The following is a 26164-nucleotide window of genomic DNA, read 5'->3' on the forward strand; positions in this document are numbered from 1 at the left end:
GGGCACCCCCGGCCCCCACCTTGCATTCTCGTCCGCTGCGGCTGAGGGATGGGTCGCCGGCCCTCTGATTGCAACTCCAGGTGTGCGGTCACCTTCTGGTGCGGGGTCTGGCTTCCGCGCTGTGGTTGAGCCGGGCGGGTTTGTCGGGCAGGCCAGGCTTTGGTGGTGGTCAAGCGAACATTCCGCGCCGGTTGCGCTCAGCAGGCTGCGGGTGGGTGGTGGGTTGCTCCCGGGCTGGCGGGTTTGGATCGGTCGTCGCGGCGCGGGGCCGGGGCTGATTGCCGGAGTGGACTCCACGGTGGTGCGGCGCGTCAGCTTGCTGCCGGTGATCTCAACGACTTTGCGGTAGGTGCCTGTCTTCGAAATGGGTCAGGTGCAGGGCGGCGGCGATGTCGCCGATCCGCCGCGGGCTGACGGTGGCGTGCCGTAAGGTTTCCGGCGTCCGATCAGGATGGCGAAACCGCGTTCGACCTGCCGGCGAGGACCGCGCAGCAGCCGGTTGTGGGCGCGGTTGTCAGGCGCGGGCCGGCTGCCGTCATCGGGCCGCTTGATCGGAGACTGACGCCGCGACCTGCGCTTTGCCCGGTCATCTGCACGACACCAGCTGCGGTCGAGTTCGGCGGCGGCCCAGTTCAGCCTGCCCGCGCCTGCCGACTCCGGCTACGCAGCGCATCCGAGGTTCAGACCGGTATGCCGTCCGGTCGCATGATTGCTTGAACGTTCGCGCCGAAGTCACGGTGCTTGCCGGAATGCCAGGCATCGATCGTTTTGTCTTTGCCGCACAGCGTGGACGTGTTTCTGTCGCAAGAACGTGTTTATCGATGGCTCCACGCCTGCTTCCACCACTGCCCGAGTTGACGCCTTCGCCCGTGTCGCGTCGATCAACTTTTCGCATTGCAGAGATCAGCTCACCGCCGTCGCAGCCTCAGCGGCAGCCTTCCCGCAGATCTTGGTGAGCTAAAACGATCCAGCCGCACCCCGTCGCTCCAAGGTCCACCACTCACACCCCTTTCCTCCTGAATGACCCCCTTGACCTCCACTACCGCCACACACTCTCCAAGGGGCCAATCCCGCATACCGGACGAACCCGGCAACGGGCTGGATCACCGGGGGGACCGTGATCCAGGAATGGCGGAAGTCGGGTGGCGGGCTGGGCACCAAGATTCACCTGGCCGTGTTGTCGAAGGCGGGCGGGCGCCCTTGGATCCTTTGGCCTTGCGGTGCGCGTCCTGATCGGTCTTGCTCGCAATACCCGCGGCGATACCGCGGAATCGCAGGTGGGCCCGGTCGGCCTTCACTGTGTACGCCTTGTCGGCCGGCGCCGTGTCGGCCGGCGCCGTGTCCGGACGGGTCCGCGGCCACACGGGTCCGCGGCCACACGGGTCCGCGACCGCACGGGTCCGCGACCGCACGGGTCCGCGACCGCACGGGTCCGCGACCGGCCACCACCGGCCCCGCTCGACACGCACCTTCGCGAGCACGTCGATGAACTGCGGGCTGTCGCCGCGCTGCCCGGCGGTCACCACCACGGCCATGAGCTTGCGGCCCTGTTCGCAAGCCAGATGGGTCTTGGTGGTCCATCCGCCCTCGGTCGGCCGAGTCCGTGATCGGCAGGTTCTTTTTGCACGGCGCCGGGCGGTTCCTGCTGCGGATCGCTGTGACGGCGGGCTCCGGCCGCGTGCTGATGGGCGCGGCTGATCGTGGAGTCCACGGTCACCGGCCTGCCGATCAACCCGGCCGCATCTGCGCGGGTCTGCGGCAACGCCAGGATCTGCGCCCGACGCCGTCGCGAGGTGCAGAAGGAGCCGGTTGGCGGCGACCGCCCGCTGTTCATCCCGTGCCGGCTCCGGCGGGTCGGACATCGATCTGGACGCGGGGAATCGGCTGAGGCGGCGGACCTTGATCGCGGACGCGCTTGCTACCTGCCGATCTTGTTCAGGTCGGTGAGGTCGTTGGTGGAGAGGAGAAGGGACGCGCCGGTGATGTTCTCGCGCAGGTGGGTTGTGGACGAGGTGCCCGGGATCAGCAGGATGTTCGGGGAGCGTTGGAGCAGCCAGGCCAGGGCGATGGACATCGGGGTCGTGCCACGCCGGGCGGCCACCTCTTGCAGTGCTGTGGACTGCAGGGGGGTGAAGCCGCCGAGCGGGAAGAACGGCACGTAGGCGATGCCCTGGTCGGCGAGCGCGTCGATCAGGTTGTCGTCGCGGCGGTGTGCGAGGTTGTACATGTTCTGCACGCACACGATCGGCGTGATCGTCCGGGCCTCGGCGACCTGTTCCGGCGTCGCGTTGCTCACGCCGAGGTGCCGGATCAGGCCCTGCTGTTGGAGGTCCACGAGGGTTTCGAGGGCGTCGGCGACCGTACCGGGCTGGGGGCCCTCGGCGTCGCCGAGCCGGAGGTTGACCAGGTCGAGCGTCTCGAGACCGAGGGTCTTGAGGTTGCTGTGCACGGCCCGGCGCAGGCTTTCCGGGTCGCGGGCCGGGGGCCAGCCGCCCTGCGGGTCACGGTCCGCGCCGACCTTGGTCACGATGTGCAGCGATTCCGGGTACGGGTGCAGCGCCTCCCGGATCAGCTCGTTGGTGACGTGCGGCCCGTAGGCGTCGGCGGTGTCGAGGTGGGTGATGCCGAGCTCGACGGCCTCGCGGAGCACGGCGAGGGCGCCGTCGCGGTCGGCCGGCGGTCCCATGACCCAGGGGCCGGCGAGCTGCATGGCGCCGTAGCCGAACCGGGTGACGGTCAGGTCCCCCAGCGTCCACGTGCCGCCGGGCAGGGAAGGGGAGGTCATGTTCATACCTCTGGCTTTCGTTCGGGGCGGTTACCTGCTCCACTATCAGGGGGTAACTTCCTAGCGGGAAGTAGGCACCTGAAGGTTCGTAACGCACCCGGCGGCGGAGGAGCGGTTGATGGCGACGACCACAGCGGCGCAGAAGAAGGCGCAGGCCAAGGCCGAGTACGACGCCTTCCTGGCGGCCTGCCCGAGCCGGCGGCTGCTCGATCGGATCGCGGACAAGTGGGTCACGCTGGTGCTGGCCGCGCTCCGCAGCGACGGCCCGCCGCGGCCCGGCGCGGACTGCGCCGGCGCACCCCGGCCGATGCGGTATTCGGAGCTGGCGCGCCGGCTGGCCGGTGTCAGCCAGAAGATGCTGACCCAGACGCTGCGCTCGCTGGAACGCGACGGCCTGGTCACCCGCACCGTGACGCCGACCGTGCCCGTCACGGTCACCTACGAGCTGACCGACCTCGGCCTGTCGCTGCACGAGGTGGTGCGGGGCCTGAAGGGCTGGGCCGAGACGCACATGGACGACGTGTTCGCCCACCGCGCGACCTACGACGACCGGGCCGGCTGACCGCCGGGCCGCGCTTGCCCAGCCTGCCGCCGCGACTTACCATCTGCGCAATACCGCATAGACGTTCGTCAACGCGTCGAACCCACCGTCGAAGCGCTTCGATGACTCCGCTGCGGTGCCTCCCTCGGAGATTGGAAGCACATGCGAAGGCGTAACATCGCGCTCTCTGTGGCCGCCGCGGCGGCTGTGACGGCGGGAGCGGGCGTCCTCACCGCCCTGCCCGCCTCCGCCGCCGCCGGCTGCCGCGTCGCCTACACGGTGAGCAGCTCGTGGCCGGGCGGCTTCGGCGCCGCCGTCACGGTCACCAACCTGGGCGACCCGCTCACCTCGTGGTCGCTGGTCTGGTCCTACGCGGCCGGCCAGACGGTCACCCAGGCCTGGAACACGACCCTGAGCCAGAGCGGCTCGACGGTCACCGCCCGCAACGCCGGCTACAACGGCTCGGTCGGCACCAACGCGACCGTGTCGTTCGGCTTCAACGGCTCGTGGACCGGCAGCAACCCGGCGCCCACCGCGTTCACCCTGAACGGCACCGCCTGCACCGGCGGCGCCACCCCGACCACCGGCCCGACGACGCCGCCCACCACGCCCCCGCCGGTCACCGGCGTGCCGTCGGACGCGGTCTGGGTCGGCTCCGGCCAGTGGGACAACTGGACCAGCAACGGCTACACGATCTACAACAACATCTGGGGCTCGGGCGCCGGCACCCAGACGACCTGGGCCAGGTCCACGAGCAACTGGGGTGTGCTGGCCAACCACCCGCGCACCAGCGGCATCAAGTCCTACCCCAATGTCAGCTACACCCTCAACCGGACGCTGAGCTCGCTGAGCACGCTCACCAGCTCGTACAACGTGACGGTGCCGGCCAGCGGTGACTACGAGACCTCGTATGACATCTGGGCGAACAACAACGCGTACGAGATCATGATCTGGACCAACAAGCAGGGCGCGGTCGGGCCGATCGCGGAGAAGTACGACGCGAACGGCGCGGTCCCGACCGCCGCGAACGTCTCCGTCGGCGGCGCCACCTGGAACATCTACCGCGGCTCCAACGGCGCCAACGCGGTGTTCTCGTTCGTCCGCACCTCGAACAGCACCTCCGGCACGCTGAACGTGCTCGCGATGCTGAACTGGCTGCGCACCAACAGCTGGTGGGGCGACGTGACCCTGGGCCAGTTCCAGTTCGGCTACGAGATCTCCGGCACCGCCGGCCAGTCCGCCTTCACCACCAACAGCTACAACCTCACCTTCGGCTGACCACGGCACGGTCGGGCCCGCGGCATCTCCGCGTCGCGGGCCCGGCCTACGAGGACGCGGCCGTGCTCCGGTGGTGGAGAACGCGGCGTACGCCGAGGGCGGCGATGCCGAGCCCGGCGCCCGCGACGAGGAAGCCGAGGAAGAGGAACAGGAAGATCGGGCTCATCCCGAGCGTCTCCCGCTCGGTGCCGAGCACGGTGCCGATGAGGAACCCGAAGAGCGGCCCCAGCACCAGCACCCCGGCGCCGAGGACGACCAGCCACATGCCCGGCGGGACCGGGACCAGCCGGATCGGGCGGCCCGCCTCGGGATTGTCGGGTTCAGGAGTCATCGGGTGTCCTTCCCGCGTTGTCGGGTGCGGCCCGGCCCCGGACGGCGTCCAGGAACGGGCCGATGATGTCGATCGGCAGCGGGAAGACCACGGTGGAGTTGTGGTCGGCGCCGAGCTCGAGCAGGGTCTGCAGGTAGCGCAGCTGGAGGCTGGCCGGGCTCTCGCCGAGGATCTTCGCGGCGTCCCGCAGCTCCGTCGACGCCTGCAGCTCGCCCCGCGCGTTGATCACCTTCGCCCGCCGTTCCCGTTCCGCCTCGGCCTCGCGGGCCATCGCCCGCTGCATCGCCTCGGGGATCTCGACGTCCTTGATCTCCACGACCTCGACCTTGACGCCCCACGGCTCGGTCATCGAGGCGATCGACTTCGCCAGGTCCTCGTTGAGGTCCGCCCGGTGCGCAAGCAGCGTGTCGAGGTCCGCGCGGCCGACGACCGACCGCAGGGTGGTCTGGGCGATCTGGGAGGTGGCGACCGCGTGGTTCTCCACCGACATCACGGATCGCACCGGGTCGACCACGCGGAACAGCACGACGGCGTTGACCCGGGCCGGCACGTTGTCGCGGGTGATCACCTCCTGCGGCGGGATGGTCAGGGTGACCACCCGCAGGTCCACCCGGATCAGCCGGTCGACGCCGGGCAGCAGCACCCGGACCCCCGGGCCCAGCGGCTCCCGCAGCCGGCCGAGCCGGAACGCCACCCCGCGCTCGTACTCCTTCAGCACCCGCAGCGACGCCAGGGCCAGCGCGAGCAGCAGCAGGAGCCCGACGACGATCGCGATGGTCATCGCGCGGCCTCCGGGCCGGGATCGCGGCGGTCGGACGCGTAGCTCGACCGCCGCCGGATCAGGGCGGCCGCGGCCGCGTCGCGCTCGGCGACGGCGTCGTCGAGCGAGCGGTGCACCATGCCGTCGGGGATGAACACCTTGGTGCGGCGCAGGTGCGACCAGAGCGGCAGGCTCAGCAGCAGCGCCCCGGCCACCGCCACCGCCAGGACCAGCAGCGAGTCGGCGCCCGGGCCGGTGAGCGCGGTGCCGACCGGCCACACCAGGCCCAGCACCACCACCACGCAGGCGATCCCGCGGTGGAACCGGGCCGCCTCGGAGGCCGGCCACGAGTCCACCGCCCGCTGCACCTCGCGCCCGCCGGCGGAGGTCGTGCAGCTGTCCTTGACCGGGCAGGCGTTGCAGACCGACGGGGTGCCGCGGTAGCGCATCACCCGGTTCTCCGCGTCGAAGGACTGCGGCCACAGCCACTGGTCCTGCGGGCACTGCCACGCGTCGTGGTCCTCGTGATAGACGAAACCGCCGGCCACGCCGCCCTCCGAGACCGCCGCCGCGCGGCGGGCCAGGGCGTCGATCAGGTACGCGAGCCCCACCAGCGCCACGCAGTAGCCGGCCGCCAGCCAGGCCTCCACCGTCACGGCGGAGGCCGAGAACCCGCTCACGGCTCGTCCGTCCCGTCGCGCCGGTCGGAGGCGTAACGGCTGCGTGACCGCGGCACCTCCCCGGCCGCGCCCGGGGTGCCGGCCAGCGCCGGGAGGCCGGTGCGGTCCTGCTCCGCCTCGGCGGTCTCCTCGACGTAGAGCGTCTCCGGCGGCTGCTCGATCGCGGCCGGCTTGATGCCGTGGCGGATGCCGAGATAGGTGATCCAGAGGAACGGCAGCACGCCGCCGATGATCAGGATCAGGTCCCCGGGCATGCGCATCCACTCGAGCAGGGCGTTGCCGGGCTCGGTGAGGTAGTTGAGCGTGCGTGCCTCGTAGTAGCCGTCGTTGACCGAGTGCCACAGCTGCAGGATGCCCAGCGGGAGCAGGGTCACGAACACCATCCAGGCCAGCCCGATGTTGAGCGACCAGAAGGAGAGCTTCGCCAGCCGGTCGGGCCACTTCGCCGCCGGGACGATGTAGCGCAGCGCGAACAGCGCCAGGCCGACCGCGAGCATGCCGTAGACGCCCATCATGGCGCCGTGCGCGTGGTTGGCGGTCAGCGCCGTGCCGATCTGGAAGTAGGACACGATCGGCAGGTTGATCAGGAAGCCGAACACGCCGGCGCCGACGAAGTTCCAGAAGCCGACGGCCACCAGGAACATCACCGCCCAGCGGTGCGGGAACGGCGCGCTGCTGCGGGTCTGCTGCCGGGCGCCGAGCTGCAGGAACGTCCACGCCTCGACGGTCAGGAAGGTCAGCGGGATCACCTCGAGCGCCGAGAAGAACGCACCGAGCGCCATGTGCTCCACCGGCGTGCCGGAGAAGTACAGGTGGTGCATGGTGCCGATCACGCCGCCCGCGGAGTAGAGGATGACGTCGAGGAAGATGATCTGGATCGCGATCCGGCGCCGGACCACGCCCAGCATGACGAAGATGTAGGCCACCATCACCGTGGTGAACAGCTCCAGGAAGTCCTCCACCCAGAGGTGCACGACCCAGAACCGCCAGAACTCCGCGACGGTCAGGTGGCTCCCGGTCGAGGCGAGCATGCCGACCGCGTAGAAGGCCGGAATCGCCAGGCCCGCGTAGAGGAAGAGCCAGGGCATGTTGAGCTTGTGCTCGGTCTTCAGCCGCGACCGGATGCCGCGATAGACGATGGCGATCCACAGGAAGAGCCCGATCACCAGCAGGCCCTGCCAGAACTTCGGCAGGTCCAGGTACTCCCACTGCTGGTCGAAGAAGATCGAGCCCTTCGCCCAGCCGGCGCCGAAGATGCTGACCGCCTCGCCGGCCAGCGAGCCGACCACCACGATCACCAGCGCGCCGAGCAGGCCCCAGGCCAGCCAGTGCTGCCGCCGGGGCTCGCGGCCCGCGATGATCGGGGTGAGGAAGATGCCGGCCGCGAGGAACGCCGCCGCCGTCCAGAACAGCGACAGCTGCACGTGCCAGGTGCGGGCCAGGTTGAACGGCAGCACCTGGGCCAGGTCGATGCCGAAGAACGTGCTCAGGTCGGCCCGGTAGTGCTCGATCGCGCCCCCCAGCAGCGCCTGGACCAGGAAGAGCGCGGCCACGACGAAGAAGAACCACGCGGTCACCTTCTGCGCCCTGGTGATCGGCACCTCGCCGGGCTGACGGAAGGCCAGCGACGGCTGCTCCGCGGCGTGCCAGCCGATCCGGCGGCTCCACCGCCCGTAGAGCGCGAACAGCGCACCCAGGCCGACCAGCAGGGCGGTCAGCGACAGGCCGGACCAGACCACGATGTCGGCGGTCGGGGTGTTGTCGACACGCGGCTCCGGCGGCCAGTTGTTGGTGTAGGAGTAGCTGTGGCCGGGCCGCTCCGCGGCGCTCGCCCAGGCCGTCCACGAGAAGAACGCGGTCAGCTCGTGGATCTCCCGGGGATCGGTGATCACCTGGGGAACCAGACCGAACTTCGTGCTGTCGGTGCCGAAGAAGTCGGCGTAGTGCGCGGTGGCGTCCTGGAAGGCCGCGACCTGCTCCGCGGTGAACACCAGCTCACCGCTGCGCTCGTCGTAGCGGTTCTCGCGCAGCATGCGTTTGGCGGCCTCGGTGGGCTCCTGCTGCCCGGAGGCGGCGAGCTGGCCCTTGATGTGCTCGGCCGAGATGCGCAGGTACTCCGCGGTGTAGTCCGGGCCGAGGTAACCACCGTGACCCATCACCGAGCCGTACTGCTGCAGCCCGCGACGCAGGAACGTACGCTGCCCGGCGGTCACGTCCGCTCCGGTGTACACCACCGCGCCGCCGGGGCCGGTCACCCGCTGCGGCAACGGCATCGAGTCGGTGTACGTCCGCAGCGCCAGCACGCCCATGACGAAGAACCCGAAGACCAGGACCAGCGCGACGCCCTGGATCCAGCCCCTGGAAAGAGTCAGCTCCGCGCGCCCGGAGCCCTGCACCCGCACCTGATCGGACACGTCGTCGGCCCTCCCTTCCCAACTCGGGATACTCGCATGCCGCCGATGTTGGCAAAGGAGAACGAAGAACATTGACGAAAATCAACAAGAGTGCCCGGATGGGGTTGACGTGCCCCGCGCCCATGGACGAGATGGATGTGCAGGTGCTGAGGTGGTGAGATGCCGATCGTCTTCGTGCACGGCGTGGCGACGCGCCGCGACGCCGGATATGCAAGAGCGGAGGCCGCCCGCGCGGCCCTCATGCGCCGGTTCCTCGTGCCCGCGGCGGGCCAGGTTTCGTTCTTCGCCCCGTACTGGGGCGGCCAGGCCGCCGCCTTCGCCTGGCAGCACGCCTCGCTGCCGCAGGGTGACGAGGAGGTCTTCGGACCCGGCGAGGAGACCGCCGCGATTCTGCTGGGTGAGGTGTGGGAGTCCGAGCCGCCACCGGACGACCAGGTGGTCCTCCAGGTGGCCCGGGACTCGTTCGCCGACGGGGTCGATCTCCTCTTCGGTACGGCCCTGGAGGCCGTCGATCCGCAGGAGGCGGACGGGTTCGCGCGGCTGGCGGTGCGCGCGGCGGGACTGGCCCGTCCGGCCTGGCTGGACACCGCCCGGGACGATCTCGAGGTCGTCAATCGGCTGGCCGGCGACCTGCGCGAGAGCACCGACGAGGAGGAGGCCTTCGGGCCGGACCGGGCGCTGCTGCACGTCTATGAGGGGCTCTCGCGGATCCGGGGCGCGACGGGGCGGATGGCCGGCCGGCTCGCCGTCAAGGCGCTGCGGCCGTCGCTGAACCGTTCGGCGTCGATGTTCCTCGGCGACATCCTGGTCTATCTTCGCCAGCGTGAGCGGCTCGGCGCCGACGGGCCGATCGCGACCACCGTCGCCGCCGATCTCCGGCGCGCCCGGGAGGCCTGCACCCCCGATGATCCGGAAGTGCTCGTCATCGCGCACAGCATGGGCGGCAACATCGTCTACGACCTGCTGTCCGCGCTGCGGCCCGAGCTGTCCTGCGACGTTCTCGTGACGGTCGGGTCCCAGATCGGGGTGTTCGCCGAGCTGGGGCTGTTCGACGCGGTCCGGGCGCCCGCCTCGCCGGCCACCGGGCGGATCCCGAAGCCGGCCGGGGTCGGTCGGTGGATCAACGTCTTCGACCTCAACGACATCCTGGGCTTCGCGACGGAGCGGATCTTCGACGGCGTCCGGGATTTCCGGTACTCGACCGGCAAGGGCGCCTTTGCCGCGCACTCGACTTACTTCGTCCGCCCGAGCTTCTACGACCGCCTCGCGACCCGGCTGGGAGAGATCTCATGACGCAGTTGTTCTTCGCGGCGGACCGGCCGGGACCGGGCTTGCACGCGCTGGTCATCGGGGTCGGCGGCTATGCGCACCTGCCCGGCGGCAGCGGCCGGACGATCGCGGATCCGCTGCGCTACGGCAACCTGGGCCAGCTCACCTCGCCGCCGCGATCCGCGCTGGAGTTCGCGGGCTGGCTCCGCGACAGCGATCCGGTCCGGTGGGCGGCCCCGCTCGCCTCCCTCGACCTGCGGATCTCTCCGGCGCCGGCGGATCCCGAGCCCGGCGGAGCGGGGGCCGTTCTCCCGGACGCCACGATCGACTCGATCATCGAGGCCTACGACGCGTGGACGGAGCGCTGCGCGAGCGACCCGGACAACATCGCGGTCTTCTACTTCTGCGGGCACGGCCTGCAGAGCGAGGAACAGCTGCTGCTGGCCGGCGACTTCGGCCGGTACGAGGGCAACCACTTCCGCGGCGCGTTCGCGTTCGACAGCACCCGCACCGGATTCCTGCAGCGTCCGCCCCGCACCCAGTGCTTCTTCATCGACGCCTGCCGCGAGGTGGTCCCGGGGGTGACCGCGCCGCTGGGCGGGGCGACGGCGGATCCGCTGGACCGGCCGGACGCCATGCGCCGGCGGCACTGCGATCACGACCTCACGCTGCAGTCCTCCACGCCGTTCGCGACCGCCCGGAGCCGGCCCCGCAACGTCTCGTACTTCACCGCGGCGCTGATCAACGCGTTGCGGGGCAGCGCGGCGGTCACCGACGAGTTCGGCGAGTGGGTGGTGCGCACCGACCGCGTCGCGATGGCGATCGACAGCCTGGTGGAGGTCGAGGCCGCCCGGCCGCTGCCCACCGCGAAGGGCCCCATGTTCCTGCCGACGGTGCTCTACCGTCCCGACGGTCCCCCGGACGTCGAGCTCACGCTGGCCTGCGCACCGGAGCCCGCGCTCGGCCGGGCGACGCTGTTCTACGAGCCGGAACACTCCACCCGCACCGAACGCACGCCACCGCTGCCGGAGAAGTGGAAAGTGACCGTCAAGGCCGGGTACTACCGGATCGGCGCGGAGTTCGAGGACCACACGTACGACCCGGTGAGCCGGACCGAGCTGATCAACCCGCCCCTCACGGCGCAGACGCTGCGGGCGGTCAGCCGATGAGCTTCCAGCTGTTCCTGCGGTCGTACGAGCCGGCTCTGCAGGATGTCCCGGTGGTGGTCGACGTGCTGGACGACAACCTGCACCTGGTCGAGCAGCGCACCGTCCAGGTCAACCAGCGCGCCGGCTTCGACCTGCCGGCCGGCCAGTACGCGCTGGTGGTGACGCTGCCCTCGGGCGACCGGCTGACGGAGACGGTGACCTCCGGGCCCGGGTCTCCCGGCCACGACATCGCCCTCGCGGAGATCTCACCGCACGAGTCGATGCAGCGCACGGTGGTGCTCAAGAGCGGGCCGGCCGGCCGCGGCCGGAGTTTCACCGAGCCCGGCTTCCGGTCGCTCTGGGTGCGGCTCTGGACCCGGGTCGACGGCGTATGGGGTGTCGGTTCCTGGCCGGACGCGATCGCCTACTGGGACGACGACGCGGTCGTCTACGTGTTCCCCACCGGTCGCCGGCCGCACATGTTGCAGCTCGGCGGGCCGCGGATCCCGTGGCGGATGGTCTCGCTGCCCGCCGCCGATCAGCTGGAGGTGACCGTGCAGCCGGCCGGCGACGGGGCGGCACCGGAGGTCTCGCTGACCGTGGCGACCAGCGACAACCTCGCCGAGGCGACCCTGGGCTACCTGACCGCCGGGGCCGTGACGCACGCCGGGCTGATCAGCGACCAGGCCGAACGCCTGCTCTATCGCAAGGTGACCAATCCGGCCGGGGCGGCGGTCGGCGGCTACTTCCTGCTGCGCACCAGTGACCTGGACCGGCTGCACAACTGGCCCCGGAATCTCGCGAACTGGATGCAGTGGATGCCGGACGGCGCGTTGATCCACGCCTGGCAGCTGATCCGGGAACAGCAGGAGTCCCCCGAGCCGGTCCTCGCCCGGCTCGCCGAGGCCCGGGAGCTGCTGCTGGTGAGCGTCGAGCGCGGGCTGCCGGTCTACACCGAGGGGCTGCGTCTGCTGGTGTCGGGTCTGAAGCTGTTCGACTTCCAGGCCGAGGGGGCCGACCCGGAGATCCGCGACGCGCTCGACCGGATCCGGCCGTTCGTCGCGGCCGCGGACCTGACCCAGCCCACCACCACGTTCCTCGGCTCCGGCCCGTCGGTCGCGTCGACGGCGCCGGCCTACGGCCTGCCCGGCTCGCGCCGCGGACTGGCCATCGTGTACGACGTCGCCGTGGCCGACCTCGCACCGTTGGGCCTGGTGGCCGCCGGCACGTCGCTGCGGCTGATGCCGCCTGCGCCGCTCGGCCCGGCCGAGGCGCAGCTGACCCCGCACGGCACCGTCCGGCTGGCCGACGGCCGGGAGTTCACCGACCTCTTCACCGCCGCGGCCGCCGCCGACCGGACCGACATCTGGTACTCGTGGGTGGCCGAGGGCTCCGGTCCGCTGGCGTCCGCCCGCGACCGGGCCCGCCGGGGGCAGCTGCTGCCCCCGTGAGGCCGGGCGGTCAGCCGAGCAGTTCCCACTCGGCGAGCTGGGTCTCGGCCGCGCCATGGTTGGCCGTGATCTGCAGCCGGTAGCGGGGATAGGCGGTGGTGTTGCCGATCACGAAGGCGCGGGTCTGGCGCCGGTCGGCGAAGTCCAGGTTGCTGCGGCTGTCGAGGGTCACCCAGGTGGTGCCGTCCGTCGAGCCCTGCAGCGTCCAGCTCTTCGGGTCGCGGCCCGGGACGTCGTCGGCCGAGGTCAGCGTGTACTGCCGGACGGCGGCCGTGCCGGTGCCGGCGAACCGGTACTCCAGCGTCGCGGTGTTCTGGAAGGTCAGCCACTTGGTCAGCGAGGTGTCGTCGACCAGGCTGGCCCGGCCCTCGGTCTTGCCGTTCTCGCCGCTGGCGGTCAGCGTGCCGCCGGTGGCCCGGTCGGTCAGCGGCCGGGGCGCCGCGCTGCCGGCGGTGATCGAGGCCGGGATGTCGCCCGCACCGGTGCCCCACGAGGACGGATCGGGGCCCATGGTGAAGGCGAGAGTGCCGCCGGCCAGCAGGTCGGCGTGGGTCAGGTAGTTCCTGGTGTAGGTGACCCCGTTGAGGGTGGCGCTCTGGATGTAGCGGTTGGTGTCGCTCACCCCGGGCGCCTGCACCGTGAACGTCCGGCCGTTCTCCAGGCTGATGGTCGCCCTGGGGTGCAGCGGCGCGCCGATGGTGTAGTCGGCGCTGCCCATCCGGGCCGGGTAGAAGCCGAGGGCGCTGAACACGTACCAGGCGGACATCTGGCCGTTGTCCTCGTCGCCGAGGTAGCCGTTGCCGGTGCCGGCGCCCGAGTCGTAGAGCTTGGTGAGGACGTCGCGGACGTGGGTCTGCGTCTTCGCGGGCGTGCCGGCGTAGTTGTACATGTAGAGCATGTGGTGGATCGGCTCGTTGGAGTGCGCGTACTGGCCCATGTCGGCGTTGTAGGCCTCGGTCATCTCGTGGATCGTCCCGCCGTAGCAGCCGGGCAGGAAGTCCCGCGACGCCGCGAAGACAGCGTCGATCTTGCTGGAGAGCTGGGCCCGGCCGCCGTACAGGTTGGCCATGCCCTGCGGGTCCTGCGGGGCCGGGGTGGCGTAGTGCCAGGGCGCGCCCTCGGTGAAGTCGCAGCCCCACTCGTGCGGCTTGAACGCCGCGTCGGTGGTGCGCCAGGCGCCCGACTTCTGCTTGCCCCGGAAGAAGCCGACCGTCGGGGAGTACAGGTTGGCGTAGTCGAGGGCCCGGTTCTGGAAGTAGTCGGCGTCCTCGGTGTAGCCCAGCGCCCGGCCCAGCTGCGCGATCCCGAAGTTGTTGGTGGCGTCCTCCAGCGTCCAGGAGGCCGCCTCGCCGCGCACGTCGGTCGGCACGTACCGCTTGAAGGTCGAGACCTCGAGACCCTTGCGGCCCCGCGAGCCGGAGCCGGAGTAGACGCTGGCGTTCTTGACCATCGAGGCGTAGGCGGCCTGGTAGTCGAAGTTGCGCACGCCCTTGGCGTAGGCGTCGGCGAAGGCCAGGTCCTGGTTGGTGCCGACCATGATGTCGATGTAGCCCGGTCCGGTCCAGCGCGGGGTCCAACCCCCGTTCTTGTACGCGTTGACGATGCCGTCCAGCATCTCGCCGGTCCGGGCGGGCGCGAGCAGCGAGTACAGCGGCCAGACCGCGCGGGCGGTGTCCCAGAAGCCGTTGTTGACGTACATCTGTCCGTCGTGGACGGCGTTGTCGTAGGGGCTGTGGTATTTGCGGACCCCGCCGACGAGCTCCGAGCGGTTGTTCGGGTACATGAAGGCGCGGTACAGGTTCGAGTAGAAGGTGACCTGCCGGTCGGTGGTGGCCCCCTCGATGCGGGCCTTGCCGAGCGTGGTGTCCCACAGGGCCGCGGCCTGCTCGCGGACGGTGTCGAAGCTCTTCGTGCCGATCTCCTGGCTCAGGTTGCTCGCGGCCTGGGCCACGCTGATGAAGGAGGTCGCCAGCTTCAGGTTGACCTGCTCGCCGGCGGTGGTCGCGAAGCGGATCCAGCTGGTCGCGCCCTGCCCGCTGATCGAGCCGGTCGCCGCGATGGCCTTGTCGACGGTCGCGGAGAAGTACATCCGCTGTCCCTTGTGGTCGACGTAGCCGGAGATCACCCGGGCGGCGGCGTCGACGGTGATCGAGCCGCCGGCGCTGTCCACGGTGTCGAACAGGATCACCGACTCGCTCGCGGCGGGGTATTTGAACCGCAGCGCGCCGGCGTGGTCGGTCGGCGTCAGCTCCGCGGTGATGCCGTACGTGTCGAGCTGGGTCTTGTAGTAGTGCGCCTGCGCCACCTCGTTGCCGTGGCTGAAGGTGGACTTGCGCGCGTCCGGTGTGGACTTCACGGCGCCGGTCATCGGCATCACCTGCAGCTGGCCGTAGTCGCCGATCCACGGGCTCGGCTCGTGGCTGATCCCGAAGCCCTGCACGGTGGTGGACTTGTACGCGTACAGCCAGCTGTCGCTGTTGCCGTTGGTGATCGGCGTGAAGAAGTTGAAGCCGTTCGGGACGGTGGTGCCCGGGAAGGTGTTGCCGCGCGAGTAGCTGCTGTCGGAGTTCGAGCCGCGCCGGGTGTCGACCAGATCGGACAGCCGCGTGGGCGCCCCGCCGGCCTGGATCGTGAGGTCGTCGAAGTACCCGCGGAAGGTGCCGGTGTTGAGCGGCTGGTCGTAGGCGATCAGGATGCGGTCGACCGTCCGGCCGGCGACGGCGTCCCCGATCCGGGAGGTGACGTAGTTCCACTGGTCGAAGAGCAGGCCGGAGCCGGTGCCCTGGGCGGCCGGGTGCATCCGGACGCCACGCTGGTCGACGGCGCCGGAGTCGCGCAACCGGCTGCCGTCGGTGAAGACGAGGTCGACGGCGACATCGAGGTGGCCGCCGGACTGCGGGTAGACCCAGTAGGACAGCGAGCTGGTCACGGTGACCGGCAGATCCACATCGAACACCCGGTTGTACGAGTACGACGAGGTGGCGCTGAGGTCGTTGCCGGAGTACATCAGCGCCGCCGAGCCGGTGTGCGCGGTCTCGGTGCGCGGCGCGCTCTCCATGCCGGTGAGCCCGCAGCAGTAGCCGCCGATGCCGGTGCTGCCCTCGGCGCTGTTCTGCCAGCTGGGCTGCGGATCGCCGGCCTCGAAGCCGGTGCTGAAGTCGCCCGGTGCGGCCGCGGCGGGCAGCGCGGTGGCGACCAGGCCGCCGGCGATCAGTGTCGCGGTGGCCAGCCAGGCGAGGGTGTGCTGCTTCAGGCTCATGGGGCGACCCGCATTCCACTGGGGCGGTGGGCGACCGCGGTGGGTTGACAACGCTGTCAGTGCGGCGAGTTTAGGAGCGGGTATCGCTAATCGTCAATAAACTGTTGTATTGACTCTGTCGAATATTTGTGACAACGATGTCACCATCGTGTTCCGCCGTTGACCCGGAGGTAACCCCCGTGGCATCGCGAATCCCCCGGTTGACGGCCGCCGCCGTGCTGCTGGCCGCGGCCGTCCTGGTCGCCGGCGGCAGCCCCGCCGAGGCCGCCGTGGAGCCGGTCGACCTGGTGCGGCCGTTCGTCGGCACGCAGAACTTCGGCAACACGTTCCCCGGCGCGAGCGCCCCGTTCGGCATGGTCCAGGTCAGCCCGGACACCGGCGGCCAGGGCGGCTACGACTACCAGCAGGCCGGCATCCACGGCTTCAGCCAGACCCACCTCTCCGGCGTCGGCTGCGGCGTCGCGGGCGAGCTGCCGATCATGCCGACGACCGGCGCCGTCGGCAGCGTCGACCCGAACGTCTACCGCTCGGCGTACAGCCATGCCGACGAGCAGGCGTCGCCCGGCTACTACCGGGTCGGGCTGTCCACGTACGGGGTGAACGCCGAGCTGACCGCCACCGCGCGCACCGGCTGGCAGCGGTACACCTTCCCCGCCTCCGGCGCCGCGAACGTCCTGTTCAACACCGGCAAGGCCAACCAGAACGTCTTCGACTCCGAGGTGCACGTCGTCGGCGACCGCACCGTCGAGGGCCGGGTGCGGGCCGGCAACTTCTGCGCCGGCAAGGACGACCACACGGTCTACTTCACCGCCAGCTTCGACCGGCCGTTCGCCTCGTACGGCACCTGGCGCGGCAGCACCCGCAGCCCGGGCAGCCGGGACGCGGCCGGCGCCGGCGGCAACGGCGCGTGGATCACCTTCGATCCCGGCGCCGACCGGGACGTCGTGGTGAAGGTGGCGGTCTCCTACACCGGGGCCGACGGTGCGCGGAAGAACCTCACCACCGAGACCGGCAGTTCGTACGACTTCGACGCCACCCGGGCCGCCCTGCGCGCGGCCTGGGCGCAGCAGCTCGACGCCGTACGGGTCAGCGGCGGCCCGGCCGACCGGCAGAGCGCCTTCTACACCGCGCTGTACCACTCGCTGCTGCACCCCAACCTGGCCGGCGACGTCGACGGGCGGTACATCGGCTTCGACGACAAGGTGCACACCGCCGCCGGCTACACGCCGTACCAGAACTTCTCGCTGTGGGACACCTACCGGCCGCAGAACCAGCTGCTGGAGCTGCTGACGCCGCAGGTCGCCCGGGACGTGGCGCTGTCGGTGCTGGCGATCGGGCGGGACGGCGGCTGGCTGCCGCGCTGGGCGCTGGCCAACAGCGAGACCAACATCATGACCGGCGACCCGGTCACCCCGTTCCTGGTCGAGGCGTGGTCCAAGGGCCTGCTGGCCGGGTACGAGCAGGAGGCGTACACGCTGTTGCGGGCCAACGCGCTGGGGCGGCCGCCGGCCGGGTCGCCGTACAACGGGCGCAGCGGGAACGGCTACTACGGCGACCGCGGCTACGTCCCCTCCGGGCTGACGCTCGGCACGGACTGCGCGCACCAGGGCGGCGACAACGACTGCGTGCACCCGGCCTCGGCCACTCTGGAGTATGCGGCGGCGGACGCGGCGCTGGCCCTGATGGCCACCGCCCTGGGCCGCACGGACGACGCCCGGACGTTCACCACGCGCGGCCAGTGGTACCACCACCTGTGGGACGCCTCGATCAAGCACTTCCGGCCGCGGACCGCCGCCGGGGCCTGGGTCACGCCGTACAACCCGGTCGACGCCGGCCACCAGTTCCACGAGGGCGGGGCGTACCAGTACCAGTGGCTGGTGCCGCAGGACCCGGCCGGGCTGGTGTCGCTGATGGGCGGACGGGCGGCCACCGAGAAGCGGCTGGACGACTTCTTCGTCTACCCGAAGCTGCTGAGCGACCCGGGCGGCACCGCCCGGACCGACTGGATCACCGCGCCGTACGACTACTACGGCAAGGCGACCTACAACCCGAACAACGAGCCCGACCTGCTGGCGCCGTACCTGTACCACTGGGCCGGCGCCCCCGCGAAGACCGCCACCGTGGTCCGCGCCGCCATGACCCTGTTCACCACCGGCCCGGACGGCATGACCGGCAACGACGACCTGGGCACGATGAGCGCCTGGTACGTCTTCTCCTCCCTCGGGCTCTACCCGACCATGAGCGGCGCGAACTTCCTGACCGTGAGCAGCCCGCAGTTCCCCTCGGCCACCGTGCGGATCGGCGCGCACACCAACCAGGGCGGCACCCTGACGATCACCGCCCCGGACGTCGGCGACGCCCGCCGCTACGTCCAGTCCGTCCAGGTCAACGGCCAGGCGCACGCCGCGAACTGGCTCACCTGGCAGGCCGTCGCGCGCGGCGGCACCATCGCGCACACCGTCGGCACCGCGCCGTCGAGCTGGGGCACCGCCGCCGCCGACCAGCCGCCCTCGGTGAACGCCGCGGCCTGCGCCGTGACCTCCGGCGCGCAGTGCGGTATCGACCTCGCCACGGCCCGCACCACGGACGGCACCGCCACCGTCGCGGCCACCGCGGAGGGCAACTTCGACGGCGGCGGCTGGAGCTACGACGCCGCCCTGCTCCCGCCGGCCGGCACGGTGACCTGGGCGGGCGTGACCTACAGCGCGCCGGCGCCCGGCGGCACCGCCCGCAACTTCGTCCCGGCCGCCCGGCAGACCCTGCCGCTGCCCGCCGTCCGGCGCGGCACGCTGCGGCTCGTCGCCGCTTCCCACCACGGCCCGGTGCCCGGCACGGTGACCGTCCGGTACGCCGACGGCAGCACCGCCGCGACCACGCTGACGGTGCCGGACTGGTGCAACCCCGCCGGCACGGTGGTCCTCGCCATGCCGCACCGCATCAAGGCCGGTCAGGGCACCGACGGGCCGCCGAGCAACCTGTTCGGCTTCGCCGTGGCGCTCGACCCGGGCAAGGACCTGCGCTCGGTCACCCTGCCCGACGACCCGCGGATCCAGCTGTACGCCGTGACCCTCCAGTAGGTCAGCCGGCCGGCGGGATCACGATCCGGTAGGCATTTCTGGATCACAGTCCCCCGTGATCCAGCCCGTTGCCGGGTTCGTCCGGTGCGCGGGATTTGCCCTTGGAGGTTGAGGGGTTCATCTCAGGAGGAAAGGGGCGCGAGTGGTGGACCTTGCAGCGGTGTGGTGTGGATAAAACGTTTTAGCTCACCAAGATCTGCGGGAAGGCTGCCGCTGAGGCTGCGACAACCACCTCGCCGGGGTTGGCCTTGACTTCACCAGCGCCACGCCGCCGGTGGTGGTGCCGCCGGCGTCGTCCTTGGCGCAGCCGGCGGCATTCAGCACCACCGGGGCCGGCTCACCAGATGCGCACCCGCGACGTACCGGAGGTCAGGCCGGCGACCGGCCCGGCCGCCGCGGGGTCGCCGGGCCGGCGTCGTGCCCCGGTCAGGTCCACATCGAGCACCGCCGGGGTGCCGTCGGGCTCCTCGAAGTCCGCGTCGGCGAAGCGGACCCGCGGCAGGTCCCGGCCGCCGACCACGGCGACGCGGGCCTCGTCGAACCCGGCCGGGAGGTCCGTGGTCAGGTAGACCTCCTCGCCCTCCTCGACGACCGACACGGTCGCGTCGCCGAGCACCCGCGGTCCGGTCTCGCCGGCGAACGGGCGGGCCCCGGCGGCGTAGACGTTGTCGTGGGCGTACACCGGCTGGAGCACGTCGCGGAAGCGCTGGTGGTCGCCCGGCGGCTGGGCGGCGAGGCGGGCCAGGTACTCCTCGAAGGACGCCGGGTGCTCGTCGTAGCCGGCCAGGCCGTAACCGGGCACGCCCTCGCCGTCGCCGCCCGGGCCGTAGGCCGCGGCGACGTCACCGCCGAGGAAGACGTTGCCGACGTAGCGGTCGTCGCCGCCGCGGATCACCGCGTAGCCGGCCACCTGGGTGCTGTGCGGCCGGTGGTACGGGGTGGCCCGGTCCAGCACCGGCTCCAGCCGGACGGTGCCGGCGAACAGGTTGCCGACGAACGCTCCGCCCTGGCTGAATGACTCGAACGAGGCGCGGGAGCCGAACACGTTGTGGTCGGCCAGGTAGGGACCGTGGCTGACCTCGACGAACAGGTCCCGGTTGTTGCGGTAGTAGACGTTGCGGGAGATCCGGGTGCCCTGGGTCTGCCAGTCCAGCCAGGTGCCCATCGAGCAGTCGTGGATGCGGTTGTGCCGGAGCACCACGTCGATGGCGGCGTGCAGCTTGATGCCGCCGATCTCGTAGCCGTAGAACTCGCGCTTGAGCGCGATGTGCGAGATGTGGTTGTCCTCGATGGTGGAGAAGACGCAGCCGAGGTGGCCGACGATGCCGTTCTGGCCGCAGTCGTAGATCCGGTTGCGGCGGATGATGTGCGAGCCGACGTGCTCGCGGTCCCAGCCGATCTGCCGCGCGGCGAACACCGACTCGAGCTGGTACTGGTAGCCGGGCTTGTCGCCGCGCTCGGTGGCGTAGTTGTGCCCGGTGGACGCCTCCTTGCCGATCGAGATCGCCGAGCACTTCGCGTCGTGGATGACGTTGTCCTCGATGATCCAGCCCTTGGCCCAGTTCGGGCCGATCAGGCCGGGCTGGTCGGCGGTCGGCGGGGTCCACGGGCAGGCGGCCTGGGCCAGCTCGAAGCCGCGCACGGTGATGTAGTCCAGGTGCGGCACGAGCGGGTAGAACACCGACCGGCGCACGTTGATCTCGACCAGCTCGGCGTTCGGGTCGGCGCCCTGGAAGTTCGCCCAGATCGTGGTCTGCGCGGTGCCCACCCGCGCGTGCCAGACCAGCCGGGTGCCCTCCGGGTCCCGGACCTGATCGGCCACGCCGGTCCAGTGGTCCAGCACCTCCTTGCGCAGCGGCGGATCGTCCAGCTCGGCGCGGCCGGCGACCTCGTAGAAGCTGCGCCCGTTGAGGTAGACGTCGCCGAGGTGCCGGTGCGGCGCGCCCTCGGGGTAGACGATCCAGTCGCCGGCCACCTCCTCGGCGAACGGGTTGAAGTCGCCGAACAGCGTGTTCGGCACCTCCGCCCGCCAGACCGTGCCGTCCTCGGGCACCCAGCCGGTGACCCGTTCCGAGCCCTTGATGACCACGTGCTCGCCGTCGGCGGCGGTGTAGGTGATCCGGCGGGTGTCGCTCAGGCCGCCACGCGGTGGCGTGACCCACTCCCGGTACTCCCCGGCGTGCACGACGACCGTGTCGCCCGGCCGGGCCGCGGCAGCTGCGCGGTTGATGGTGCGGAACGGCTGCGCCGGCGAGCCGTCGGCGTCGTCGGAACCGGTGGTTGCCACATGCAGGACAGAGGTCATCTTCGGCAGAGCCCTTCTGGCGTCCGGCCCCACGAGCCGTCGGCGGACGAGACCACGTCAACGTAATAGCCTGAAACATTCGGTGTCAACGCCGATACATTCCGATAGTTTGCGGTTCATTTTCGGTGCCGCCGCCGTGGCACCATCGACGCACACGACTGCGGCCAGCGAGGAGCGGCATGCGCGTCACCATCACCGGCGCCCACGGGTTCATCGGGCGTGCCCTGGCCGGCCGGCTGCGCGAGCTGGGTCACACCGTCGGCGGGGTGGACCTGCACGCCGACCCCGCCGCCGGGGTGGTCGCCGGCGACATCGGCCGGGACGGCGCCTGGCAGGACCACGTCGCCGGCGCCGACCTGGTCATCCACACCGCGGCGGTGGTCTCCAACGCCGTCGGCCTGGACGGGCAGTGGCGGATCAACGTCGCCGGCACCCGCAAGGTGGTCGAGGCGGCGGCGCGCGGGAGGGCCACCCGGTTCGTGCACCTGTCCTCGGTGCGGGCCTTCTCCGACGTCCACTTCCCCGACGGGGTGACCGAGGAGCACGCGGTGCGGCTGGACGGCAACCCGTACGTCGACACCAAGATCGCCGGCGAGCAGGTCGTGCTGCAGGCGCACGCCGCCGGGCAGATCGCCGCCACGATCGTGCGGCCCGGTGACGTCTACGGGCCGGGGTCGCGGCCGTGGACGGTGCTGCCGGTCCGGCTGATCAGGAAGAACCTGTTCCTGCTGCCCGCCAGGGGCAACGGCGTCTTCAGCCCGGTCTACGTCGACGACCTCGTCGACGGCCTGCTGCTGGCCGCCGGGACGCCCGCGGCCGCCGGTCAGGTGTTCACTCTCAGTGGCGGCGTCGGCGTGCCGTGCCGGGAGTTCTTCGGCCACTACTACCGCATGCTCGGCAGGCGCGGCCCGCTGTGCACGCCCACCGGGCTCGCGGTGGCGGCTGCCTCGGCGGCTGCCACGGCCTCCGCGCTCGTCGGCCGGGCCACCGAGATCAACGCCATCTCGATGCGGTACTTCACCCGTACCGGCACGTACTCCATCGCCAAGGCGGGCCGGATGCTCGGCTACGCGCCCGCCGTCGGCCTCGCCGAGGGCATGGCCCGCACCGAGCAGTGGTTACGCGCACAGCGCCTGGTGCCCTGAGCCCGGTTCGCCGGCCGGCGTGGCACCATCGACGGGCACGACCCGCGCGAAACGACGAGGAGCACCGGGGTTGAACCACGCGACGGCGCGGGAGCTCGCGACCGGGCTGATGGCCCAGCACAAACTCACCGGCTGGCGGCTGGTGTTCGACAACGCCAGGACCCGCGCCGGGGTGTGCCGCTCAGACCGCAAGGAGATCGGCCTGTCCCGGCACCTGATCGGCCTGTACTCCCCGGAGCAGGTCACCGAGACGGTGCTGCACGAGATCGCGCACGCCCTCGTCGGCCCGCGGCACGGCCACGACCGGGTGTGGCGGACGGTGGCGCAGCGGATCGGCTGTTCGGGCCGGCGCTGCATGCCGGACGACGCGCCGAAGGTGGACGGGGCGTGGGAGGGGACCTGCCCGGCGGGTCACCGGACGACGGCCCATCGCCGGCCGGTCCGGGTGCGGTCCTGCCTCGGCTGCGCCCCGAGGTTCGACCCGGCCGCGCTCTACACCTGGACCCACCGGGGCAGACCGGCCCCGATGCACCCCCGCTACGAGGCCGAGCTCGCCCGCATCCGCGCACCCCGGCCCGAGCCGGCCCCGGTCCCGCTGGCGGTGGGCGACCGGGTGCGGCTGACCGGCGGAGGACGGTACGCCGGGCTGGCCGGCACGATCGTCAAGCGCGGGCGCAGCCGCTACCAGGTGCAGACCCGGGCGGGCATGCTCAGCGCCGCGTTCACGTTGGTGCAGCCGCTGGCCCGGGACTGACCGGACCCGTCAGCCGGCGAGGAAGGGCTGGACGTGGGCGGACGGCGTGAGCAGCGTGACGGCGGAGCCGTCGGTGAAGGTGAGCCGCAGCCGCCCGGCCTCTTCGGTGGCCGCGGCGAGCTCGGCGCGAGCACACTCCCAGCGCAGCCGCAGGGGCGGCAGCGGAGAGCCAGCCGGGCGGAACAGCTCGCGCCACGAGCCGGGCCGCTTGGCCAGCACCAGGAGCCGGCGGTCGGTGAGCGCCAGGACCCGCGGGTCGGTGACGATGCGGATGTGCTCGTCCAGACCGACGGCAAGGCTGCGCGGCGCGCCGTTGACACCGCGCCGCGCGCCGGGGCCGTCGGGCACGGGCCGGCGGAACCGGAACGGCGACAGGTCGGCCCGGGTCAGCGCGGCCGGCGACCGCCCGTCGGGCCGGCTCACCCAGACGGCGGCACGCAGGATCTCGCCGGGCCGCAGGCACTCCCGCACCCGGCCCTCCACCTGCTCGTCACGCTCGGCACCGGCGTTCACCGCTGCGCCCCCATCCCCGACACGCTGCGAACCGTAGCAGCGCAGCTCGGCCAGGGACCTCCGGCACCCGCCTGCCGTCCCGGGATGCCTGTTCGGTGAAGCCGGCCTCGCGGTCGGCGGTAACCGCCACGCAGCCACACCTGTTCCAGCGGATGATGCCGAGCGTGCAGGTGAGCATGAAGTCGGAGAAGCGAATGCCGTCGAGGCGCGGGCCCGTCAAGGGGCGGGCTCGCCGGGGCGGAAGAAGAGGAAGGTGGCGGCGGTCAGCACCGGTAGCATGATCAGCATCGCGATCAGGGCGTACCCGAAGAAGTGCGGCATGCGCACCCCCCGGTGCTCGGCGATCTCCTTGACCATCAGGTTGGGCCCGTTGCCGATGTAGGTCAGCGCCCCCATCATCACCGCGCCGCAGGCGATCGCGACCAGCAGGTCGCTGCCCGCCGGGGAGGCCACCAGGGCGGCCAGGTAGCCCGGATCGCCGACGCTGATCCCCAGCCGGCCCGCGGCCACCGACGTGAAGGCCAGGTACGTCGGCGCGTTGTCCAGGATCGACGACAGCGCACCGGACGCCCAGAAGTACTGCCACGGCTGTTGCAGGCCGATCTGATCGGCCCGGGCGTTGAGGATGAGCAGCGGCTGGGTCATGGTGACGAACACCCCCGCGAAGATGACCGCGACCGAGGCGATCGGCCCGAACCCGAAATGGTTGGCCTCGTGCACTCCGCGGGGCGTGACCCGGTAGGACAGGTACGCGATCAGGCCCAGCGCCGCCTCCGGGACACCGAACGGCAGCGCGAGAGCGCCCTTCGCGAGCAGCACGAGCACCACCGCGGCCAGCAGCAGCACGTTGCGCCGGCCGGCCACCCGCAGCGGCTGGTGCACGATCAGCTCGTCCATCAGCCCGACGGTCCGGTCCCGCCGTTCCTCGCGGTTGACCAGGAACTGGTCGACCAGGTTGAAGATCAGGATCAGGGTGCCGTTGACGAACAGCCACGGCGCCCAGAGGCGCAAGGTCCACCCGAACGGCACACCCTTGAGGAAGCCGAGGTAGAGCGGCGGGTCGCCGATCGGGGTGAGCAGGCCGCCGGCGTTCGCGACGATGAGGATGAAGAACACGACCAGGTGGACCCGGCAGGCGCGGCGGGCGTTGGCGCGCAGGAACGGGCGGATGAGCAGCATCGCGGCGCCGGTGGTGCCGACCAGGTTGGCCAGCACCGCACCGACGGCGAGCATGCCGGCGTTCGCCAGCGGCGTGCCGGCGAGCGAGCCCCGCACCTCGATGCCGCCGGCGATGACGAACAGGGCGGTGAGCAGCGACAGGAACGAGACGTACTCGGTGACGGAGTGCGTGAGCGCCCCGGCGCCGCCCTCGACCGAGAGCAGGTGGACGGCGGCCGGGACCGCCAGTGCCACCACCACCCGGGCCTTGTTGGCCGGCCGGCTCCACCATCCGGCGGCGAGCACCTCGCAGAGCGCGATCGCGGCCAGCAGCAGCACGAACGGTGCGACGGTCCACACCGGAAGCTGGCCGCCGAGGGTCGCCGTCCCGGGTTCAGCCACCGTCGCGCAGCAGCTCTGCGGAGTCGGCGAGCATCGCGCCGGGATCGGCGGACACGCCGGTGAACAGCTCGAACGCGGCGACCGCCTGGTAGACGCTCATCGGGACGCCGGGCAGCGTGGCGGCGCCGGCGGCGCGGGCGGCCCGCAGCAGGGCGGTGTCGGCGGGGCGGTAGACCAGGTCGGCCACCCACAGGTCCGGGCGCAGGTCGGTGGGGGCGACGGGTGATCCGGGGTGGTGGCTCATGCCGACCGGGGTGGCGTTGATGACGCCGTCCGCCCCCGCGAGCAGGGCGGGCAGCTCGGGGGGCGCGCCGATGCTGACCCGGCCGGGGCCGAACTGGCCCGCCAGCGTGTGTGCCAGGCGGGCCGCCCGGTCGGCGTCGAGGTCGACGATGCTCAGGTGGCGGGCGCCGAGGGTCAGCATGGCGTGGGCGACGGCGCATCCGGCTCCGCCCGCGCCCAGCTGGACGACGTGCTCCCGGCGAGCCGTCGGGAAGTACTCGGCGAAGCTGGTGCGGAACCCGTACGCGTCGGTGTTGTGCCCGGTGGTGGCGGTGTCGTCGAAGACGACGGTGTTGACCGCGCCGAGCGTGTGCGCCTCGGCCGAGAGGCCGTCGAGGTGGCGGATGATCTCCTGCTTGAACGGGTGCGTGACGTTGAACCCGCGGTAGCCGAGGGTGCGGGCCCAGCGGAGCAGGTCCGGCAGGTCCGCGGCGGTCAGGCCGAGGGCGTGCGAGTCGATGGTGGTGTAGAGCAGCCGGATGCCGTGCCGGTCGGCCTCGTGCTGGTGCAGCAGCGGCGAGTGTGACTCCCGGATGCCGGCGCCGACCAGGCCGATCAGGATGCGGGTGGGTGCCGTGGTTGTCACCGTGCCTCTTTCGCAGTCCGGTGCCC

18 protein-coding genes and 1 pseudogene are annotated in these 26164 nt (G+C 71.5%); 8 read left to right on the top strand and 11 right to left on the bottom strand.

The window, feature by feature from the left end; genetic code table 11:
• Positions 1 to 1184: 1184 nt before the first annotated feature.
• Positions 1185 to 1774: pseudogene (locus ACIBQZ_RS36440) on the bottom strand (hypothetical protein); the annotation flags it as partial.
• 144 nt (positions 1775 to 1918) lie between these two features.
• Positions 1919 to 2785, bottom strand: a complete 867-nt coding sequence (locus ACIBQZ_RS36445) for an aldo/keto reductase family oxidoreductase (RefSeq protein WP_396093437.1) — start codon at positions 2783 to 2785, stop codon at positions 1919 to 1921.
• Between the two features lie 118 nt (positions 2786 to 2903).
• Here ACIBQZ_RS36445 and ACIBQZ_RS36450 point away from each other — a divergent pair, with 118 nt between their 5' ends.
• Entirely contained in the window at positions 2904 to 3347 is a 444-nt protein-coding gene (locus tag ACIBQZ_RS36450; RefSeq protein ID WP_396093438.1) for a winged helix-turn-helix transcriptional regulator, read from the top strand.
• Between the two features lie 141 nt (positions 3348 to 3488).
• Positions 3489 to 4604: a cellulose binding domain-containing protein gene (locus tag ACIBQZ_RS36455; protein ID WP_396093439.1), complete on the top strand. Its 1116-nt coding sequence runs from the start codon at positions 3489 to 3491 to the stop codon at positions 4602 to 4604.
• A 46-nt stretch (positions 4605 to 4650) separates the two neighbouring features.
• Here ACIBQZ_RS36455 and ACIBQZ_RS36460 read toward each other — a convergent pair whose 3' ends face one another.
• The 4 genes from ACIBQZ_RS36460 to ACIBQZ_RS36475 are packed head-to-tail and all read right to left on the bottom strand — an operon-like array spanning position 4651 to position 8789.
• On the bottom strand, positions 4651 to 4935 hold the full coding sequence (locus tag ACIBQZ_RS36460) for a hypothetical protein (RefSeq protein WP_396093440.1): 285 nt from the start codon (positions 4933 to 4935) through the stop codon (positions 4651 to 4653).
• On the bottom strand, positions 4925 to 5716 hold the full coding sequence (locus ACIBQZ_RS36465) for a slipin family protein (protein WP_396093441.1): 792 nt from the start codon (positions 5714 to 5716) through the stop codon (positions 4925 to 4927). The genes ACIBQZ_RS36460 and ACIBQZ_RS36465 overlap by 11 nt, the downstream gene beginning before the upstream one ends.
• A complete protein-coding gene (locus tag ACIBQZ_RS36470) occupies positions 5713 to 6375 on the bottom strand; it encodes a hypothetical protein (RefSeq protein WP_396093442.1) in 663 nt (220 codons plus the stop codon). Before ACIBQZ_RS36470 ends, ACIBQZ_RS36465 begins: the two co-directional genes overlap by 4 nt.
• Positions 6372 to 8789: a nitric-oxide reductase large subunit gene (locus ACIBQZ_RS36475; RefSeq protein WP_396093443.1), complete on the bottom strand. Its 2418-nt coding sequence runs from the start codon at positions 8787 to 8789 to the stop codon at positions 6372 to 6374. Before ACIBQZ_RS36475 ends, ACIBQZ_RS36470 begins: the two co-directional genes overlap by 4 nt.
• A 159-nt stretch (positions 8790 to 8948) precedes the next feature.
• Between ACIBQZ_RS36475 and ACIBQZ_RS36480 the strand changes: the two genes are divergently transcribed.
• From ACIBQZ_RS36480 to ACIBQZ_RS36490, 3 genes are read left to right on the top strand one after another with little or no spacing between them, the layout of a single operon-like run.
• Entirely contained in the window at positions 8949 to 10082 is a 1134-nt protein-coding gene (locus ACIBQZ_RS36480; RefSeq protein WP_396093444.1) for a hypothetical protein, read from the top strand.
• Positions 10079 to 11227: a caspase family protein gene (locus tag ACIBQZ_RS36485; protein ID WP_396093445.1), complete on the top strand. Its 1149-nt coding sequence runs from the start codon at positions 10079 to 10081 to the stop codon at positions 11225 to 11227. The genes ACIBQZ_RS36480 and ACIBQZ_RS36485 overlap by 4 nt, the downstream gene beginning before the upstream one ends.
• Positions 11224 to 12657: a hypothetical protein gene (locus ACIBQZ_RS36490; RefSeq protein WP_396093446.1), complete on the top strand. Its 1434-nt coding sequence runs from the start codon at positions 11224 to 11226 to the stop codon at positions 12655 to 12657. The genes ACIBQZ_RS36485 and ACIBQZ_RS36490 overlap by 4 nt, the downstream gene beginning before the upstream one ends.
• Before the next feature lie 10 nt (positions 12658 to 12667).
• Here the strand turns inward: ACIBQZ_RS36490 and ACIBQZ_RS36495 are convergent, their stop codons facing one another.
• Entirely contained in the window at positions 12668 to 15916 is a 3249-nt protein-coding gene (locus ACIBQZ_RS36495; RefSeq protein ID WP_396093447.1) for a GH92 family glycosyl hydrolase, read from the bottom strand.
• Between the two features lie 179 nt (positions 15917 to 16095).
• Here ACIBQZ_RS36495 and ACIBQZ_RS36500 point away from each other — a divergent pair, with 179 nt between their 5' ends.
• Complete coding sequence (locus ACIBQZ_RS36500; RefSeq protein ID WP_396093448.1) at positions 16096 to 18993, top strand: GH92 family glycosyl hydrolase; 2898 nt, start codon at positions 16096 to 16098, stop codon at positions 18991 to 18993.
• A gap of 337 nt (positions 18994 to 19330) precedes the next feature.
• Here ACIBQZ_RS36500 and ACIBQZ_RS36505 read toward each other — a convergent pair whose 3' ends face one another.
• Entirely contained in the window at positions 19331 to 21298 is a 1968-nt protein-coding gene (locus ACIBQZ_RS36505; RefSeq protein WP_396093449.1) for a right-handed parallel beta-helix repeat-containing protein, read from the bottom strand.
• Between the two features lie 179 nt (positions 21299 to 21477).
• On the opposite strand from ACIBQZ_RS36505, the gene ACIBQZ_RS36510 reads away from it, so the two are divergent.
• Both ACIBQZ_RS36510 and ACIBQZ_RS36515 read left to right on the top strand, forming a co-directional pair.
• A complete protein-coding gene (locus ACIBQZ_RS36510) occupies positions 21478 to 22443 on the top strand; it encodes an NAD-dependent epimerase/dehydratase family protein (RefSeq protein WP_396093450.1) in 966 nt (321 codons plus the stop codon).
• A 70-nt stretch (positions 22444 to 22513) separates the two neighbouring features.
• Positions 22514 to 23197, top strand: coding sequence for a SprT-like domain-containing protein (locus tag ACIBQZ_RS36515; RefSeq protein ID WP_396093451.1), 684 nt, complete (start codon positions 22514 to 22516; stop codon positions 23195 to 23197).
• A 9-nt stretch (positions 23198 to 23206) separates the two neighbouring features.
• On the opposite strand, the gene ACIBQZ_RS36520 is transcribed toward ACIBQZ_RS36515, so the two are convergent.
• From ACIBQZ_RS36520 to ACIBQZ_RS36530, 3 genes are all read right to left on the bottom strand, one after another.
• On the bottom strand, positions 23207 to 23710 hold the full coding sequence (locus ACIBQZ_RS36520) for a hypothetical protein (protein ID WP_396093452.1): 504 nt from the start codon (positions 23708 to 23710) through the stop codon (positions 23207 to 23209).
• A gap of 216 nt (positions 23711 to 23926) precedes the next feature.
• Positions 23927 to 25270 (bottom strand): sodium:proton antiporter, encoded by a 1344-nt coding sequence (locus tag ACIBQZ_RS36525; RefSeq protein WP_396093453.1) that lies wholly within the window; start codon positions 25268 to 25270, stop codon positions 23927 to 23929.
• The gene (locus ACIBQZ_RS36530; RefSeq protein ID WP_396093454.1) at positions 25263 to 26138 is read right to left on the bottom strand and encodes a shikimate dehydrogenase; all 876 of its coding nucleotides are present in this window, start codon (positions 26136 to 26138) and stop codon (positions 25263 to 25265) included. Before ACIBQZ_RS36530 ends, ACIBQZ_RS36525 begins: the two co-directional genes overlap by 8 nt.
• Positions 26139 to 26164 lie beyond the last annotated feature (26 nt).

Origin of the sequence: Actinoplanes sp. NPDC049599 (assembly GCF_044465625.1) — a bacterium.
GTDB lineage: Bacteria > Actinomycetota > Actinomycetes > Mycobacteriales > Micromonosporaceae > Actinoplanes.